The organism is Halomonas sediminis (assembly GCF_044871105.1).
Lineage (GTDB): Bacteria > Pseudomonadota > Gammaproteobacteria > Pseudomonadales > Halomonadaceae > Vreelandella > Vreelandella zhuhanensis.
The window spans coordinates 1838899-1856173 of record NZ_CP085246.1; the positions used below are offsets into that span (position 1 = coordinate 1838899).

A 17275-nucleotide genomic window follows, 5' to 3' on the forward strand; every position below is an offset into this window, starting at 1 on the left:
TGAACGTAACTTTTACATCGTCGCTCATTTGAACTATTCTTTCCTCATGGATGAGGAGGGTTCGGTCATGTCTCTACAACAAATGAGCACAGATAAACGCAAGGGAATGGCGGCGGCGGCCATGCGCACCTACCCCGGCATTTCCAAGGCTTGGGGGCTCAAGGAGCACGAGGCAGCCATTCTGTTAGGTGTCCCTGACTCCACTTACCGCCGTTGGAAAAACGACCCTCAAAGCGCACGGCTCGATGTCAATCATCTTGAACGCGTGTCGCTGATTCTGGGTATTTACAAAGCACTGCACATCTTGCTGCCCAATCAACAAGCTGCCGACACCTGGCTACAGCGTCCCAACCACAATCCCCTCTTTGCGGACCACACACCTATCGAACGTCTGCTCAATGGCCAGGTATCCGATCTTTACATCGTGCGCCAGCACCTGGATGCAGCGCGCGGTGGGGGCCATGCATGAGCTTTGCGCTGAGAGCGGTCAAGTGGCATCCCAGCTACCGCATCATTGCCTCACGCTTTCCTCCCATCGACTTGTTCGAGTCGGTCAACGACTCGCCTGACGACTGGGTATTGCTCAACGAGCTGGAAGGCGAGACCTCAGCGCGACTGCGCGAAGAAGCTGGAGCCATCCACCTAGTACGCGAGAAAGACCGTCGCTACGGCCAGGGTTGGACACCGGTGATGGCGGCATTTTGTCATTTCCCCATGACTGGCTCGCGGTTCACGGATGGTACTTTCGGGGCTTATTACTGTGCCTCGACGGAAACCACGGCCATTGCGGAAACCCGTTATCACGCCGAGCATTTCATGCGGGAATCTTGCGAGCCTCCCATGATGCTGCAGCAGCGTGTCTATCTTTCCAACCTGTCAGGCAATTTGCTCGACCTGCATGATGCAGTAGACGCTCAACCGCTGTTGGCTCCCGACGACTGGTCAGCTGCACAGGCATTCGGCCGCCAGGCACGGGAAGACCGGCATGACGGGATTCTCTACCCAAGTGTGCGAGACACAGGCGGGACCTGTGCCGCCGTGCTACGCCCCCCGGTTCTTTCCGCCACCTGGCAGGGCCGGCATCTGGGCTACGAGTGGGACGGGAAATGCATACGCAATGTTTTCGAGCTGACGATTCTTGGCTGAACGAGCACCAAACAACGGGCTGAGTGGGCAAAAGCAAAAGCGTTCAATCAGCAAACCCCTGAAGGCGAAACAGTTTTTTCGTGGTCGTCGTGGCAGTACTGGCCACTTCCTCTACCGTCTGGCCTCTGAGCTCGGCGACGGCCCGACACACCTTGGCCACCCGTGCCGGCTCGTTACGCTTACCTTGATAGCCGCAAAGCGGCATATCGGGGCTATCGGTTTCCAGCACATAGGCGTCGTCGGGAAGCGATTTCACCGCTCGATGCAGGCGTTTGGCGCGCTCATAGGTGGTAGCACCCCCTAACCCCAGCACAAACCCCAGGTCCACAAACTTGGCTGCCTGCTCGGGCGACCCGGCAAAGGCGTGAATCAGCCCTCCGGCGGGGAGTTTCAGCTCGCGCAGGCGTTTTCCCACCTGGTCATTGGCATGCACGCAGTGAATCACAACCGGCAGGTCACGGTCCTTGGCGATGCGTAACTGGGCATTGAAATACTTCCATTGCGCGTCCCAGCTCTCCTTGAAACGCGCATCGATTCCGCACTCACCTATCGCGACAACCTCAGGCGCCAGACCTTCGAGATGCTTATCCAAAGCATGTTCCAGCGCCTCGATATCCTCATTCCGGTGTTCCTCCATGAAATAAGGGTGTAATCCGAGACTTATGCTGACATCGTCTCGCTTGCCCAATGCCAGCACTTTCTCCCAACGCGCCCTAGTGGTGCCAGGTACCATGAAATGCACTACTCCCGCCGCTTTCGCCCTTTCGAACATCGTCTCACGGTCGCTATCGAAATCGGGAAAATCCAGGTGGCAGTGGGCATCGATCATTTCCGCGCTCCTTTGCTCTCTGGCTTACGCTTGCTTAATGCTCCCGCGTCGGCTGGAAGCGGATTTCCGGCCAACGTTCCTGAGTCATCTGCAAATTGACCCTTGTAGGAGCAATGTAGGTCAGGTAGCCGCCACCGTCGATGGCCAGGTTGGTACTCGCCTTGCGCTTGAATTCCTCAAGCTTCTTGGCATCCTCGCTATACACCCAACGAGCAGTATTGACGTTGATGCCTTCATACAAACAATCGACCTTGTATTCTTCTTTCAGCCGATGGGCCACCACATCGAACTGCAGCGTACCGACCGCGCCCAGTATCAGGTCGTTATTATCTATCGGCATGAAGACCTGCGTCGCCCCTTCTTCGGAAAGCTGTTGCAGGCCCTTGTGCAGCGCTTTCATCTTGAGCGGATCTTTCAACCGCACACGCTTGAACAATTCAGGGGCAAAGTGCGGAATACCGGTAAAGCGCATGTCTTCGCCGACGGTAAAGGTATCGCCGATCTGGATCGTGCCATGGTTATGCAGGCCGATAATATCGCCGGGCCAGGCTTCTTCAACATGGGCACGATCGGACGCCATGAAGGTCAGAGCATCGGCGATCTTGACGTCCTTCTTGATTCGCACATGGCGCATCTTCATGTTCTTGTCGTATTTGCCCGAGCAGACCCGTAGGAAGGCAATGCGGTCGCGGTGATTGGGATCCATGTTGGCCTGAATCTTGAACACAAACCCGGTGAAGCGCTCATCATCGGGCTCGACGACACGCACATCGGTCTCATGGGGCTGAGGTGCCGGTGCATACTCGACAAAGCCATCGAGCATTTCACGCACCCCGAAGTTACCCATGGCGGTACCGAAATACACCGGGCTCAGGTCGCCACGCAGGTAGGCATCGTGATCGAAGCGATGAGCGGCGCCACGCACCAGTTCCACTTCCATGCGCAGCTCTTCCGCCTGGTCTTCGCCGAGCACGGCATCCACCTCAGGGTTGTCCAACCCTTCGATACGCCGGTCCTCGGGAATTCGGCTGCCCTGCCCTTGGGTATAGAGATGAATCACATCATTATAAAGGTGATAGACACCTTTGAATGCACGCCCCATGCCGATCGGCCAAGTCATCGGTGCACACTGAATATTGAGCACTTCTTCGACTTCGTCCATCACCTCTATGGGGTCGCGCGTCTCACGGTCCATCTTGTTGATGAAGGTAAGGATCGGCGTGGTGCGCAAGCGACACACTTCCATCAGTTTGATGGTACGTGCCTCGACACCCTTGGCGCAGTCTATCACCATCAGCGCTGAGTCCACCGCGGTCAGAGTGCGGTAGGTATCTTCCGAGAAGTCTTCGTGCCCCGGCGTATCCAGCAGGTTGACCATGCGCCCCCCATAGGGGAACTGCATCACCGAGGTTGTCACCGAGATGCCGCGCTCCTGCTCCATTTTCATCCAGTCGGAGGTGGCGTGACGGTCGTTGCGCTTGCTCTTCACCGAACCGGCCAATTGGATGGCATTGCCGAACAACAGCATCTTTTCAGTGATAGTGGTCTTGCCCGCATCCGGGTGCGAAATGATGGCAAAGGTGCGCCGAAGCGCGGTCTGGCGGGCCAAATTGGTGTCTGTCATCTTGCCTCTTCAGTAATTTGTACTCAGCCTTGTACTTGCTTTGCAATTTACACGGCTAGACGCTTACGTTAATGAAGGCATTGTACCGCCGCAGCCCATTGGGTGCTACGCATGAGATAAGAGAGAACTTCGAAGAAACCTTCACGCAAAGAAGCACCACCCACCCTCTTTCAGCCCCGCTAAGCACATTGCCGGACCGAGCATCATGGATTCGATTTGCTGGATATCGAACTGTTTGGGGGGTCACCTACGCTCCGTTTCAGTGCAACAATAGTATTGCTTTTTGTGCATTAGAAAAGCTCATCGAGGCAGGTTCTGGCAATGCAGGTAAATCGGGTCGAATTGCGAAAATTGCTTCAATCGCTCCCAGTCGAGAATCGTCAAACGTTTCTTTTCCAGCGACACCAAGCCCTCATGGCGCAGCTTTTGAAGAGCCCGGTTGGTATGTACCGGTGTTAGCCCCATCGACTCGCCGAGTTCCGCCTGGGTCAGTGGAAACTCAAAACTGTTATCTTCAGCACAGCCGGCAATCTGTGAACGTATCAGCATTTCACAAAAGACATGCGCCAGTCGTGCCGCGGCCGGCCGAGTCCCCATGTTGACCAACCATTCTCGCAAAACGGCTTCATCCACTAGGATGGACCAGAAAAGCGCTCGCGCCAGGCGATGATGATTTTCCATGATGTTACGCATTTCATCTGCTGGAAACTTGCGCAGTGTCATTGGCGTAAGCGCACGTATCGAGTGATCCATCACCTCAAGGATGGTGATGTGCACATCGCATGGATCTCCCGGGATCAGGTAGGCCATGATGTGCACCTCTCCGTTTTTCAGAAGTTTGTAGCGACATGCCCATCCCTTTTCTATGAGGTAGACGTACTCAGGTCGCTCGCCCTCTTCGATGATGATCTCACCTTTGTCCACATGAAAGATTTGGGTAGCCGCATTCATCAGCAACTGTTTTTCTTCGTTGGAGAGAGTCATGTAGTAACTCAGCTTATTAATTAGTGGCTCAATCACTGCCTCTCTCCTCTGTTTGGTTTTGGTTTATAGCTACCGCTTATATAGATAAAGTTAGTGTGACAGGCATGGAAGAGCGAAAAAGAATTTTTTCAACAAAAAACTGGGTTAGGTTGTAATGCTTAAATTAGGGCTGTTGACGGCTGCCTTGAGCGCCTGCATGTCGCGCGGGGCAACCCCCAAGTCGCACCAGTCTTCCGGATGGCAGCTGAATAGCAGCACCTGATGGCGCTCTGCGGCATCGAATAGAATCCGTTTCATCTGCTCCAGACGCTGGGCGTCGCTGTGCACCAAGGCGTCGTCAAGAATGATAAGCGTAGGACGCCCTGCCTCACGCAGCAAATCTGCGTAGGCCAGACGACTGATCAAACCCATCTGCTCGCGCGCACCGAAACTCAGTGCTTCCAGGCCACCATGCTCAACTCCAAAAGTTTGCGTACGGGTTAACTGAGCGGGAATCAAATTTTCATCGACGCTCAGGCTGGCCTGAGGAAACAACAGCGCCAGGTAGTGGTTGAGATGCCGCTGTAACGGGGCCTGCAGGCGCTGAGTCAATGCCTGGCGTTTTTCCTTGAGCAACGTATGTAACAAGGAAAGCGCCGCCACTCGCCGTTGCATCTCAGCGTAACGACGTTCGAGTTGCTCGCAAACCAGCAAGCATTCTGTGCGTTGCTCTTCCAGCCCTTCGGCACTATGTGCCTCAAGACGGCTATGTAGCTCGGTCAGCGCCAGCTCGCGATCATGGACGGTCTTTTCAAGCTGCTCGGCGCTACGCGCAAAGCGCTGCACATCCTGCTGTAGCAATACAGGCTGTGCAGCGTTGATACGCTGTTGTCGATTGGCAATGCGCTGTTCAAGCGAGGCATGCTCAGCGCGCTGCTCCACTAACTGCTGACTGAGTTCGCGTTCGCGCTGTTGACGATCTGATGCCGAGAGCTCAGCCTGTAAACGCTGCAACTCTGCATCATTATTGACCGCATCCCGGCGGGCGCCGTTCAATGCCAGCTGGTGATCGCTCTGGCGCTTTTCGGCCATTTTAAGCGCCTGTTCGGCTACTGTGCGTTGCGCTTCGGCATCAACCAGGTTCGGCGCTTCCTCAGCTAGCACCGTCGAGTTGCGACATTGCGCGGAAAGCGTCTCGCATTGCTGTTTGCAGCTCTCGCATGCCTGGCTCAACAAGTCGATACCTTCCGGTGCCAAGCTGCTTAATAGCCGCTCGTTGGCCTGAATTTCGATATACAAACGTTGATAGACTTCCATGCGCTGTTCGGCTTCGGCCAGGGAAGTGAGCTCAAGTTGCTCGAACAGAGCCTTGAGTGCCTCTTCCAGCTGCCTATGCCGACGTGACAGCTCACCGATATCTTCTCCGCCTGGAATGATACGCAGACGCCCCACGCCGGGGATCATCATTTCGCCCGTCTCGAGCAGTAACGTCTCCCCCTGCATGGTCAATGCCTGACCATCGAGTTCGACTGCCTGGTCCGGCAATATATCGTATTGCACACGTGTAGCGACGCTTTGCAGCCAAATGCTCAGGTCGTCGCATTGTTTGTGTTGCTTGCGTAACTTGTCCAAGGTCGGCTCATCGATTCTCCGGCATGGCAAAGCCCGGCGCTGCTTCAACAACTCAGCCTGGACGCGGTAGGCTTTTTCGAGCCTGTCATCCAGAGCGACACGCTCCCGAGACAGACGTTCCAACTCCTGCCGCAAGCGACCTGCCTGCTCTTGCTGTCGAGCTTGCTGCGCGATATGGCATGCCTGCCGGTAGCTTTTTTCCGCTCGCTGATGCTCGGCATTGATATCAGCATTCCCCTCATTCAGCGCCTGCAGAGTTTGCTGGGCGTGCTGGGCAGCACTCTGGCGCTGCAGCAGCGTCTGTTGCTGACGCTGGAAAGCTTCGAGCTGCTCACGCAGAAGAATCAGGGTATTCTGACAGCTTTGTAACGCTTGCTGATCCACTGCCTGGGCCTGTTGAAGGGTCTCGACGTCGGTCAACGCTTTTTCGGCGGCCTGTTGTTGCTGGCGTAGCATTTGCCAGGGTTTTTCCCGAGCATCCATTGCATGCTGCTTACGCAGTTCGGACAGTCGGTCGACCTCTTGGCGATAGTTGGCAATACGCGCTTCCAGACCGACAAGCTCTTCTCGCTGCTGAGCAATCTGGACGGGGAGTTTGGCGAATTCGCCTCGCGGCTTTCCGGTAGCAGTGAGAAACACGGCCTTCTGGGTGGCCACCGCCTGGATAATTTCATCTCCCCCGCTGCTGGTCACCTCTCCCAGACCGGCCCCCAAGGCCGATTGCAAATGATCGGCCGCATGTTCCACCGCTGGCCGCAGCTCATGCCCGGCGCCCTGCTCGATCCACAGAAGTCCGGGAATCCCCCAATGCTCTGCCTTGCTGGCCCCGCGTGCGGGATGTTGAAAGCCCAGCAGATCAGCCAACTGCTCTTCGGCGTCATATCCACTGTAATGCACGCCGGCAATCTCCAAGTCACAGCGTTTGCGTCCTAGAAACCGTTTTTCCAACCGCCAATGCCGATCCTGCCAGTCGAACTCAAGCGTCACCTGAGGCGTAGCCGAGGAATCGCCCCAAGGTTGCAGGTCGCTGACACTGCTGGAACGGTGACGCTCGAAAAAGGCAGCACGGATGGCGCTGGCAATGGTGCTCTTGCCGGATTCGTTAGGGCCGGTAAAAACATTGATCCCGGGCTGGAGATTATCCACCACCAAGGGATGCTGAAACTGGCGTAGCTGCTCGATGCGTATTCGCTTGAGTTTCATGCGTTATCTTCCCGTTCCAGCGTGCCCATACCCAATGCCGATTCCTCGGCACTCGATGCAGCCTGGGGCAAGCGCTCACGCAGCAGGCCCGCCAGTAGCACCAGGGCATCGCGGGAGGCTTCATCATCCTGCAAGGACTGTTGCGCACGCAGCTCATCGATCACATCCCCTAGATAGCCATCGGCATCAAGAGCGGCAACATCGGCATCGGTAGGCTGCAGGCGTAGTGCCGAGAGATCGTACTGCACGCTGCGATGCCGGGCCTCGGCTTCAGCCAACGCTTGGATGAGCCGCTGATGACCCGCAAGGTCGGTATCTCCCGCAAGGTTCAAGGCCAGTACCGCCGGTGCGAGTAATGCTTCCAGACGCTCGATCAAGCGGTCGATGTCGGAGTCGACCCCTAAGGTTTCCTGCCATTGATGCCATTGAAACTCTCCCACCTGATGGGCAGTCACCCGCGGCGGTTGACCAGATTGTTCGAAGTCTACGATCAGGGCCTGACCGGCACCGTTATTCTTGAAACGTTCCTGCTCGGGCGTCCCGCTATACCAGGTGCGTTCATCAATCCGTTTGAGACCATGCCAATCACCTAATGCCAGGTAATCCAGCCGGGCGCGTGCGGCCCGCTCGGCGGCGATGGGATTAGGTGAATCGATATCATCCGCCAGCTGGCCCTGTACGCTGCCATGCGCCAGCCCAAGGCGTAATAGCCCCTCGGGGCTTTCGGCGTTATCGAACCAGGCGGTGAGATCTGCAGATGTCTGGCGCTGGGTCAATGGAGCCGCCAATACAGCGATACCTGACTGGGGAAAGGCATAGATACCGGGTTCAAGCAGCACCTCGACATGAGCAGGAATTGCCCCCAGCCGCTTGGCTCGGTGCCAGACGCTCTCCGCCAAAGCGGCATCGTGGTTGCCTGGGATCAATATCCAAGGCCCTGCAAAACCTTGCATGGCATTGAATAAACGCCGAATCGTGCGATCCGAGACAGTCTGTGCATCGAATACATCCCCAGCCACGAGCACCGCCGCCACAGCTTGCTCAGTAGCCAGGCGCGCCAACCGTTCGACAGTGCTGAACCGGGCTTCCGCCAAGGCGAGAGCATCCTCCGGTGCAAAGCGGCCGTATTGGCGTCCGATCTGCCAGTCAGCGGTATGCAGTAATCGCACCCTTTGGGTCTCCTTTCCTGATTAGTTGATTACGTTAGAAATCATGACAGTTATACCATGCGAAAAAAAACAGCGATGGCAAGAACATCTGTGGTAGAAAATATGGAGTCCAACGTCTTTGGCGCCTAAGCTAGAAGAACGCTGAACACAGGTAACCCTCAAGAGAAGGACATATAATAATGAACCTGCACCGTGCGTATCTTCTATTTGCGGCTATTTACAGTCTTTTGATTATTGTAGGGGTAGTGGCCCTTTTGCTGGGAGGGGGCAACCTTTTCTCCCTGATTCAGCTGGGCATCGGTATGTTGGCGGTGCTCGGTTTATGGGGCTATAGCTTGGGGAAAAGCGTCATGAACCAAAGAACCTGGCGACCGTTGGCACTAGTGTTAGCGATAGGATCACTAGGGCAACTACTGATGGCCATTACCCTGCCGCTTTCTCCAACACAACTGACCTGGATGCTTGCCGGCGCTATCTTTTTCATGCCCCTGGCAATGATTCTCTATCAATATGGCGACCGTGACCAGGCGCTCTGGGCGACCCCTGAAGAGCGCGACGACGCCAACCACTTGAAAGTATTACTCGATACACAGCCAGAATTGGTGGTGGAAAAACAAGAAGCTGATAGGCGTGCACGCGTACGGATTGCCAAACTTAAAAATGGCTATTGCGCCAATGTCAATCGGCGCCTCGCGGGGACCGAGGAGCAATTCGAAGAGCGCTTTTCCTGTCTTTCAACTCTAGTGTTTTTCGTCGAGAAGTTCACTTGCCTCACCACCCTGGATATCCAAAAGGCTTACGCCCACCTTCCTTCAAAAACTCACTCAAATGTTGAAAGGTGAGCTCTTTGATTAGCGGAAGCGCTCAGCACGGAAAGGAGCCATGTCGATGGGTGGCGTATCGCCTTCTATCATGTCAGCCAATAGACGACCGGTTGCCGGCCCCAAGGTAAATCCCTGATGCCCATGGCCGAACGCTAGCCATAATCCCTTGTGACGAGGCGCCGGACCAATCACCGGCTTCATATCCGGCAGGCAAGGGCGAGCGCCCTTCCAGGCGGTTTGGTCGCACCGTTCCCCCAAGGGAAAAAGCTTACGCGCCATTGTCTCGGCTGCCTTGAGCTGGCTTTCATGGGCAGGAGCTTCCAGCCGGTCAAGCTCCGCCCCCGTGGTCAAACGCACGCCGGCATGCATGGGTGCCAGCAAGTAACCGACTTCGGCATCCATCACCCAGTGATGCAGTTTCGCTTTTGGGGCAAGCCCGTAATGCATGTGATAACCGCGTTTGACGAAAGTGGGAAAATCATAGCCCAGTCCCTTCAGCCAGCTTCCCGCCCATGGGCCCAGCGCGACCACCAGGGTATCGGCCTCCAGGTCACCTTCGCTGGTGTGGACCACCCAGCCTTGCTCCTGCTGGGTTACTTCCTGAATGTCCGCCTGCAAGAGTTCCCCGCCGGCCTTCTGGAACGCCTGAGCATAAGCTTCCACCAGGGCGCCGGGGTCCGCCACCGTCCAAGGATCAAGCCAATGGATGGCACCTATGATGTCTTCACTGAGGTCAGGCTCCTTGACTGCCAGAGCCAAGCCATCCAGCAATTCGAACTGAACGCCGAAATGATCGCGCGCCTCTTCGGCTTCTTTCAGGCGGTTGTTCAATTTGCTCGGCGTTCGATACAGCTCAAGCCAGCCATCCTTGCACACCAAGGCCTCGGCGCCAGCCGCCTCGATCATGGGGGCATGTTCCTGCAATGAAAGCTGAATCAGAGAGGCATATTCCGGTACGATTTTCTTGTAGATGGCGGGTGCCGAATTCAGCCAATAGCGTAACAGCGGAGAAGCCGCTTGAAACATGCCGCCTGGTCGGTAGCGAATGTCTACCCGCCGATTTGGGACTACCTTTAGCAAGGTTTTCAAGTCTCGAGGGAAGGGGTACGGCCGTACCGCTTCTCGCTGAATAATGCCCGCATTACCGAAGGAGGTTTCGCGCCCTGGCTTAAGCCGGTCCACCAAGGTTACATCATGTCCCCGCTGAACAAGGTGCCAGGCAATACTGACGCCTACCATGCCCGCTCCCAACACCACTGTTTGCCGCGACATTGCTACCTTCCTTTTGGTTAATTGCTTATAAGGCCAACGCTACAAAATGCTAACCGTCCAAGACTAGAAAATAACACCAATACAGCATGGCTTTATATAGCTTAAAAAACTTTAATCTATTTCTATAGCAGTGTTTAAAACTAATCCCTAGCCATTAGCCGAAAGAAACGCTCATTCTTTTTCACTTGACCACCACAAGCTGACTACGTGGAGCAGAAGGCCTAGGGTAGCGCCGTGTGATAACAGGACTTGCCAGCTAATCCAGTCAGTAAAGAGCCAGTGCCATAGGCCCATCAACAGCGACCCCACTACTAGCATGCCCACCAATCGCTTGAGCAAGGCAGGTAAGCGAACCCTGCCCTCTTGCGGCAAAATGCGCCATTGCATGAACGTTGCCAGCGCCACCACCCCAAGAGCGATCAGGATAAGTGTCTGGCGGGTTTCATGGCCCCCCGCCAGATAACGCGGCAAGGTGGCGAGCATTACCGCACACAGGCCGAGCGCCACACTCAAACGCCCGGCTGTGGGAGAAGGTCGTTGCATATCAGGCCGCCTTCAACTGCTGGGAGTCAATCCACTGCTCGACCCATGGCACAGCTTCATCGTCAGCCATGAAGGTTTCCATGGCATCGATTTCCAATCGTTCTCCCAGCCGGGTGGCACCATGGTCTTCCAATAGCGCATCCAGCGCTCGTCCGGCACCACAGAACGTTTCTCCGTAAGAACTATCACCCAACGCAATCAGGCCATAGCGCAATTCAGACAAGGCCGGGCTTTGCTCATGAAAAGCGCGCACAAAAGGTACGAAATTACCCGGAAAATCCCCGCTACCGGTAGTCGAAACACAAAACAGCGCTACGTCAGTCTTATGCTGGATGAGGTCTTCAAGCATGGGCTGCTCAAAAATAGTCACGTCAAAGCCCGCCTGTTCAAACAGTGGCTTGACCTGTTCAGCCACATCCAACGCACCACCGTACATAGTGCCCACAAAGATATTCAGCTTCGGCATTATAGTTTTACCCCTGTCAAAGTGTCACAGCACTACTCTAGTAGTCGACAAATACCCGATGATTTTGGTCAAATATTAACAGGTGAAGAAATACCTGCAATAGGAGCCCTCATGCAGCAGACGTTCGAAGCTTGGATCACTCCAGTAATGATCGGCGGATTGATTGTATTCATGTGCTTTATCATCTGGGATCTAGCCAAACAGTCCAACGCGGGGCGTTTCGGCACCCTCATGCTGTTTATCGTTCTTGGCGCTGGTATGCTCGGCTATGTATTCAAAGTCATCATTACCTGGTGGCTCGAAGGAGGTGCTGGATAACGGGGAGACGTATCTATAGCCCACACATGAGAAGGTGCCGCCCTTACGAGCAGCACCTTCCCATGCTAGCTTTTCATTTAGTGTCAGCTAAGTACCAGCATTAACACTATGAAGCGGGATAAGACTCTACCTGCTGCTTGAGCTTTTGGCCTGGACGAAAGGTAACGACACGCCGTGCGGAAATCGGAATTTCCTCACCGGTCTTAGGGTTACGTCCCGGCCGTTCGCGCTTGTCCCGCAGGTCGAAGTTACCGAAACCGGAAAGCTTCACCTGCTCGTTTTCCCTCAGACATGCCCTTATTTCCTCGAAGAAGGCTTCCACCATTGCCTTGGCCTCTCGTTTGGACAACCCCAGCTCGGCATGCAGATGTTCCGCCAGTTCCGCTTTGGTCAACGCACTCATAATGGCTATCCTCCTTGCAGCGAACGCATCGCCAGGAATGTTATGGGCGTACCGTCGCCGTATCGCTTTTGCCACATAGCTACCGTTCTCAGCCGCGCAGTTTTACACCCAGCTCAGCACGCACCTGGATCACAACCGTATCCACCAACTGATTGATTTCCTCATCATTCAGCGTGCGTGATGGATGCTGCCAGGTCAAGCCCAAGGCGATACTCTTGTGGCCTTCCGGCACGCCTTTACCCGCATACACATCAAATAATTTGATGCTTGTCAGACAATCGCCGGCATGCCTTTCCACGCTATCGAGCAATACCTGAACCGGCACTTCCTCGTCTAGAAGCAATGCCAGATCCCGACGCACCTCGGGAAAGCGTGAAAGCGGCTCAAAGGCGGGTATACGGCCTTCGCTCAAGGCATCCAGGCGCACCTCAAACAGCACCGCATCCATTTTCAGCCCGAGCTTGGCGCGAACGCGAGGATGCAATGTACCGATCCACCCTGCTTCCTGACCCTGGTAGAGGATACGTGCGCTCTGTCCTGGATGCAGAGCAGGATGCTCGCCGGGCTCGAAACGCCAGTTGGAAGCATTTCCTCCAAGGCCCAGCACGCTTTCCAGATCACCCTTGAGATCGTAAAAATCCACGGCGTCGCGGTTAGCTGCCCACCCCTCGGCGTCACGCGGACCGCAAGCCAGAGCACCCAGCATGGGCACCTGGGACAAGCCATCCAGTTCACCGTTGAAGACCAAGCCAGTCTCGAACAAGCGAATGCGGCTTTGCTGGCGGTTGAGGTTGTGCTCCATGGCGCGAATCAAGCCGGGGAATAGGCTCGCCCGCATTACCGAAAGATCGGCGGAAATAGGATTCGCAAGCTTGGGTGAAACCGCATCAGGCAATATCGTTGCCTGCAATTCCGGGGCCACGAAGCTGTAGGTCACCGCTTCTTGATAGCCTCTTGCCACCATCTGATGGCGTAGCTGCGATTCACTCAGGCGCGCTTCGTTGGATGAACGCAATGCCAAGCGTGCAGAGGGGCGACGCGACGGCAAATTATTGTAACCGTGTATCCGAGCAACTTCTTCGATCAAGTCCTCTTCGATGGCAATATCAAACCGCCAACTGGGCGCCTGAACCTGCCAGCCGTTGTCATCGGCAAGTACCTGCATACCCAGCCGCTGCAAAATATCGGTTACCTCATCCGCAGCCAGGTCCTTGTCCAGCGCCTGGGCCAAACGCTGCGCTCGCAGGGTAATATGCGCTGAATCAGGCAGATGAGCCTCGCTGACTGCCTCAACCAAGGGGCCGGGACGTCCGCCACATATCTCGAGCAAAAGCTGAGTGGCGCGTTCGACGGCCAATGCGGTCAGGCCCGGGTCAACTCCCCGCTCGAATCGATGGGAAGCATCGGTATGCAGGCCATAGGAGCGCGCTTGCCCCGCAATCGCCAGCGGGGTGAAAAATGCCGATTCCAGAAAAATGGTGCGGGTTTTTGCGCTGACGCCCGAATGTTCTCCCCCCATGACCCCGGCCATGGCCAAGGGGCCGTTTTCATCGGCAATCACCAGCGTTTCAGGACGCAAGGCGATGCGCTGACCATCGAGCAACGTCAGCATTTCGTCTTGCTTGGCCATACGCACCACAATGCCGCCCTGCAAGTTTTCCCGATCAAAGGCATGCAGCGGCTGCCCTAACTCCAGCATGACGTAGTTGGTGACATCAACCACAGGATCGATCGAGCGCACACCACTCCGGCGCAGGCATTCCACCATCCACAGCGGCGTTTCGACAGTCGGATTGACCTCGGAAATCAAGCGACCGATATAACGCGGGCAGTTCTCAGGCGCCTCTAGCGTTACCGCAAAGGTTTCATCATGAGCAGCCTCGATCGTTGCCATCTCGGGCCCTGTTACGGCCAACCGATTGAGTACCCCCACTTCTCGTGCCATGCCCTTGATGCTCAAGCAATCGCCACGATTCGGCGTGAGATCCACTTCAATGGTGTGATCATCGAGGCCCATGTAGTCGCGAAAGCTCTCTCCTACAGGGGCGCTATCGGGCAATACCAGGATGCCGGGAGACGTCTCTTCCTCCAACCCCAACTCGGAGGCCGAGCAGATCATGCCGAAGGACTCTTCACCGCGCAGCTTGGCTTTCTTGATCCTGAAGTCGCCCGGCAATAGCCCACCAACCTGCGCAAAAGGCACTTTCTGCCCCACTGCGACGTTGGGTGCCCCGCATACCACCTGGACAGGATCACCGCTGCCATCATCCACGCTGCATACGTTGAGCTTGTCGGCATTCGGGTGCTGGGTCTTGCTGAGTACTTCAGCCACCACCACCCCGCCGAATGCAGCCGCTACAGGGGCGACAGCATCCACTTCCAGACCCGCCATGGTAATTTGGTCGGCCATGGCTTGCGTATCCAGCTGCGGTGACACCCAGTCACGCAACCATTTTTCAGAGAATTTCATGGTGATTCCTGTGTTTGGTGGCGGTATCAGGCGAACTGGCGAAGAAAGCGCAGGTCGTTCTCGAAGAACAGGCGCAAGTCATTGACACCATAGCGCAACATGGCCAAGCGCTCGGCTCCCATACCGAAGGCGAAACCAGTGAAACGCTCGCTATCGATACCACTGTGGCGGAACACTTCGGGGTGCACCATGCCGCAACCCATCACTTCCAGCCAACCACTGTTTGAACACACACGGCATCCTTCACCGCTGCACATCACGCACTGAATATCCACCTCGGCGGAGGGTTCGGTAAAGGGAAAATAGGAAGGCCGGAAGCGAACGGAAAGATCATCACGTTCGAAAAACGCATGCAGGAAATCTTCTATGGTGCCTTTGAGATCGGCAAAACTGACATCCTCGTCCACCAACAACCCTTCCACCTGATGAAACATCGGGGTGTGGGTCAGGTCGGAGTCGCTGCGATATACGCGCCCGGGGCAGACGATGCGTATTGGCGGCTTTTCAGCCTTCATGGTGCGCACTTGCACAGGCGACGTATGGGTACGCAACAGCCTGGTGGCGTCAAAATAAAAAGTATCCGCCATTCCGCGCGCCGGGTGGTGAGCCGGAATATTCAGCGCTTCAAAGTTATGGTAATCGTCTTCGATTTCCGGCCCCACCGCCACGTCAAAGCCAATCCGGGTAAACAGTTCCTCGATACGCTCAAGCGTGCGTGTGACCGGATGCAACCCGCCGTTTGGCTGTCCACGCCCCGGCAAGGTGACATCGATACGCTCGGCCGACAGGCGCGCCTGCAAGGCGACATCTTCCAGCTGCTGGCGTTGCGTATCGATTTCCTGGGCCAGTGCCTGCTTTGCCTGATTGATCTGCTCACCAGCAGCAGGTCGCTCTTCGGGCGGCAACTTGCCCAAGCCCTTGAGCAAGGCCGTCACTTCGCCTTTCTTGCCGAGATAGCTGACACGAATTTCTTCCAGTGCGACAACACTATCCGCTGCCTGGATGGCATGGCGAGCTTCAGACACCAGAGTGGGAAGGTGTTCCATCCGATTAACTCCGAATTAGGCGGCCCCAAGTTCAGCATTGGGGAGGCAACAATAGGGTGACAAAAAAACAGGGGAAGAGCGGCTGCTCTTCCCCTGGATGGGTCACACTGAAATGACCACGGACATATCATGCAGTACAGTTGTGCAACTCTTCAGTTGCCCGGCATGTATGCCTTTACTGGGCAGCCTTGGCTTTTTCCACGATAGCGGCAAATGCTGCCTTCTCGTGAACGGCCAGATCAGCCAGTACCTTGCGATCAATCTCGATACCGGCTTTCTTCAGACCACCGACAAAACGGCTGTAGGACATGCCGTTCTGACGAGCACCAGCGTTGATACGCTGAATCCACAACGCACGGAACTGACGCTTGCGGTTACGGCGGTCGCGATAGGCATACTGACCAGCTTTGATGACAGCCTGCTTGGCTACACGGAAAACGCGTGACCGCGCACCATAGTAACCTTTAGCTTGCTTAAGAATCTTCTTGTGACGACGACGGGCGACAACGCCACGTTTGACACGGGCCATAACACACTCCTGACTTTATAGCTGATGCCGAGTATTCACGGCATCCAGAGAAAACGACAACGTAACCTTAGAGGTTGGGCAGCATACGCTGAATCAGCGCCTTATCGGCATCGTGAATCAGCTTCGTACCCCGCAGGTGACGCTTACGCTTGCTCGACTTCTTGGTCAGAATGTGGCTACGGAAAGACTGCTTGTGCTTGAAGCCGCTAGCTGTCTTCTTGAAGCGCTTCGCAGCACCACTGTTGCTCTTGATTTTCGGCATGAGAGTAACTCCGCTCAAGTTTTTTAGAAAATCCAGGGCCGACCACCGCAACAGCGGTGGCCCGTTGAAAACGCCGTTGGATCACTTTTTCTTCGGGGCAATGATCATGACCATCTGGCGTCCTTCCATTTTAGGAAAGGACTCCACGGCTCCGATCTCTTCCAGGTCGTTGGCTATCCGTTCCATCAGCCGGCGGCCGATATCCTGGTGTGCCATTTCCCGCCCACGGAAGCGCAATGTGACCTTGCCTTTGTCACCACCTTCCAGAAAGCGTGTCAGGTTTTTCAGCTTGACCTGATAATCGCCTTCATCGGTGCCAGGACGGAATTTGACTTCCTTCACCTGGATTTGCTTTGTCTTCTTCTTTTGAGCCGCTTTCTGCTTTTTCTGCTCAAAGACGAATTTGCCGTAATCCATGATCTTACACACGATCGGATCGGCATTTGATATTTGCACGAGATCCATACCGGCAGCTTCAGCACGCTCGAGGGCTTCGGTAGTGGGCACTACGCCCAACTGCTCACCGTCGCTATCAATCAGGCGTACTTCTTCGTCGGTAATTCTCTCGTTCATTGG

General features: G+C 55.5%; 18 protein-coding genes. 4 read left to right on the forward strand and 14 right to left on the reverse strand.

The window, feature by feature from the left end; all coding sequences use genetic code 11:
- Window positions 1-67: 67 nt before the first annotated feature.
- Both LG290_RS08820 and LG290_RS08825 read left to right on the forward strand, forming a co-directional pair.
- Window positions 68-469 carry an antitoxin Xre/MbcA/ParS toxin-binding domain-containing protein gene (locus LG290_RS08820; RefSeq protein WP_499834515.1) on the forward strand — a complete coding sequence of 134 codons (402 nt, stop codon included), beginning with the start codon at window positions 68-70 and terminating at the stop codon, window positions 467-469.
- Window positions 466-1146, forward strand: coding sequence for an RES family NAD+ phosphorylase (locus LG290_RS08825; RefSeq protein WP_499834516.1), 681 nt, complete (start codon window positions 466-468; stop codon window positions 1144-1146). The genes LG290_RS08820 and LG290_RS08825 overlap by 4 nt, the downstream gene beginning before the upstream one ends.
- A 43-nt stretch (window positions 1147-1189) precedes the next feature.
- Here LG290_RS08825 and LG290_RS08830 read toward each other — a convergent pair whose 3' ends face one another.
- The 5 genes from LG290_RS08830 to LG290_RS08850 all read right to left on the reverse strand — a co-directional run bounded on the left by LG290_RS08830 (window position 1190) and on the right by LG290_RS08850 (window position 8566).
- The gene (locus tag LG290_RS08830) at window positions 1190-1975 is read right to left on the reverse strand and encodes a TatD family hydrolase (protein ID WP_499834517.1); all 786 of its coding nucleotides are present in this window, start codon (window positions 1973-1975) and stop codon (window positions 1190-1192) included.
- A 34-nt stretch (window positions 1976-2009) separates the two neighbouring features.
- Window positions 2010-3599 (reverse strand): peptide chain release factor 3, encoded by a 1590-nt coding sequence (locus tag LG290_RS08835; RefSeq protein ID WP_499834518.1) that lies wholly within the window; start codon window positions 3597-3599, stop codon window positions 2010-2012.
- Between the two features lie 300 nt (window positions 3600-3899).
- Entirely contained in the window at window positions 3900-4619 is a 720-nt protein-coding gene (locus tag LG290_RS08840) for a Crp/Fnr family transcriptional regulator (RefSeq protein ID WP_499834519.1), read from the reverse strand.
- Window positions 4620-4727: 108 nt separating this feature from the next.
- Complete coding sequence (locus tag LG290_RS08845; RefSeq protein ID WP_499834520.1) at window positions 4728-7397, reverse strand: AAA family ATPase; 2670 nt, start codon at window positions 7395-7397, stop codon at window positions 4728-4730.
- Window positions 7394-8566 (reverse strand): metallophosphoesterase family protein, encoded by a 1173-nt coding sequence (locus LG290_RS08850; protein WP_499834521.1) that lies wholly within the window; start codon window positions 8564-8566, stop codon window positions 7394-7396. Before LG290_RS08850 ends, LG290_RS08845 begins: the two co-directional genes overlap by 4 nt.
- A 179-nt stretch (window positions 8567-8745) precedes the next feature.
- Here LG290_RS08850 and LG290_RS08855 point away from each other — a divergent pair, with 179 nt between their 5' ends.
- A complete protein-coding gene (locus LG290_RS08855) occupies window positions 8746-9408 on the forward strand; it encodes a hypothetical protein (RefSeq protein WP_499834522.1) in 663 nt (220 codons plus the stop codon).
- A gap of 9 nt (window positions 9409-9417) precedes the next feature.
- Here LG290_RS08855 and LG290_RS08860 read toward each other — a convergent pair whose 3' ends face one another.
- From LG290_RS08860 to LG290_RS08870, 3 genes are all read right to left on the reverse strand, one after another.
- Window positions 9418-10662: an NAD(P)/FAD-dependent oxidoreductase gene (locus LG290_RS08860; protein WP_499834523.1), complete on the reverse strand. Its 1245-nt coding sequence runs from the start codon at window positions 10660-10662 to the stop codon at window positions 9418-9420.
- 171 nt (window positions 10663-10833) lie between these two features.
- On the reverse strand, window positions 10834-11205 hold the full coding sequence (locus LG290_RS08865) for a hypothetical protein (protein WP_499834524.1): 372 nt from the start codon (window positions 11203-11205) through the stop codon (window positions 10834-10836).
- Window position 11206: 1 nt separating this feature from the next.
- On the reverse strand, window positions 11207-11671 hold the full coding sequence (locus LG290_RS08870; protein ID WP_499834525.1) for a flavodoxin: 465 nt from the start codon (window positions 11669-11671) through the stop codon (window positions 11207-11209).
- A 111-nt stretch (window positions 11672-11782) separates the two neighbouring features.
- On the opposite strand from LG290_RS08870, the gene LG290_RS08875 reads away from it, so the two are divergent.
- Complete coding sequence (locus LG290_RS08875; protein WP_160418608.1) at window positions 11783-11989, forward strand: DUF2788 domain-containing protein; 207 nt, start codon at window positions 11783-11785, stop codon at window positions 11987-11989.
- 106 nt (window positions 11990-12095) lie between these two features.
- On the opposite strand, the gene LG290_RS08880 is transcribed toward LG290_RS08875, so the two are convergent.
- From LG290_RS08880 to infC, 6 genes are all read right to left on the reverse strand, one after another.
- Window positions 12096-12392: an integration host factor subunit alpha gene (locus LG290_RS08880; RefSeq protein WP_160418609.1), complete on the reverse strand. Its 297-nt coding sequence runs from the start codon at window positions 12390-12392 to the stop codon at window positions 12096-12098.
- Between the two features lie 88 nt (window positions 12393-12480).
- Window positions 12481-14862 carry a phenylalanine--tRNA ligase subunit beta gene (pheT, locus tag LG290_RS08885; RefSeq protein WP_499834526.1) on the reverse strand — a complete coding sequence of 794 codons (2382 nt, stop codon included), beginning with the start codon at window positions 14860-14862 and terminating at the stop codon, window positions 12481-12483.
- 26 nt (window positions 14863-14888) lie between these two features.
- Window positions 14889-15908, reverse strand: a complete 1020-nt coding sequence (gene pheS / locus LG290_RS08890) for a phenylalanine--tRNA ligase subunit alpha (protein ID WP_499834527.1) — start codon at window positions 15906-15908, stop codon at window positions 14889-14891.
- A gap of 175 nt (window positions 15909-16083) precedes the next feature.
- Window positions 16084-16437: a 50S ribosomal protein L20 gene (gene rplT / locus LG290_RS08895; RefSeq protein WP_114487050.1), complete on the reverse strand. Its 354-nt coding sequence runs from the start codon at window positions 16435-16437 to the stop codon at window positions 16084-16086.
- 67 nt (window positions 16438-16504) lie between these two features.
- Window positions 16505-16699: a 50S ribosomal protein L35 gene (gene rpmI / locus LG290_RS08900; RefSeq protein ID WP_160418612.1), complete on the reverse strand. Its 195-nt coding sequence runs from the start codon at window positions 16697-16699 to the stop codon at window positions 16505-16507.
- A gap of 81 nt (window positions 16700-16780) precedes the next feature.
- Entirely contained in the window at window positions 16781-17272 is a 492-nt protein-coding gene (gene infC / locus LG290_RS08905; protein WP_114487052.1) for a translation initiation factor IF-3, read from the reverse strand.
- Between the last annotated feature and the right edge of the window lie 3 nt (window positions 17273-17275).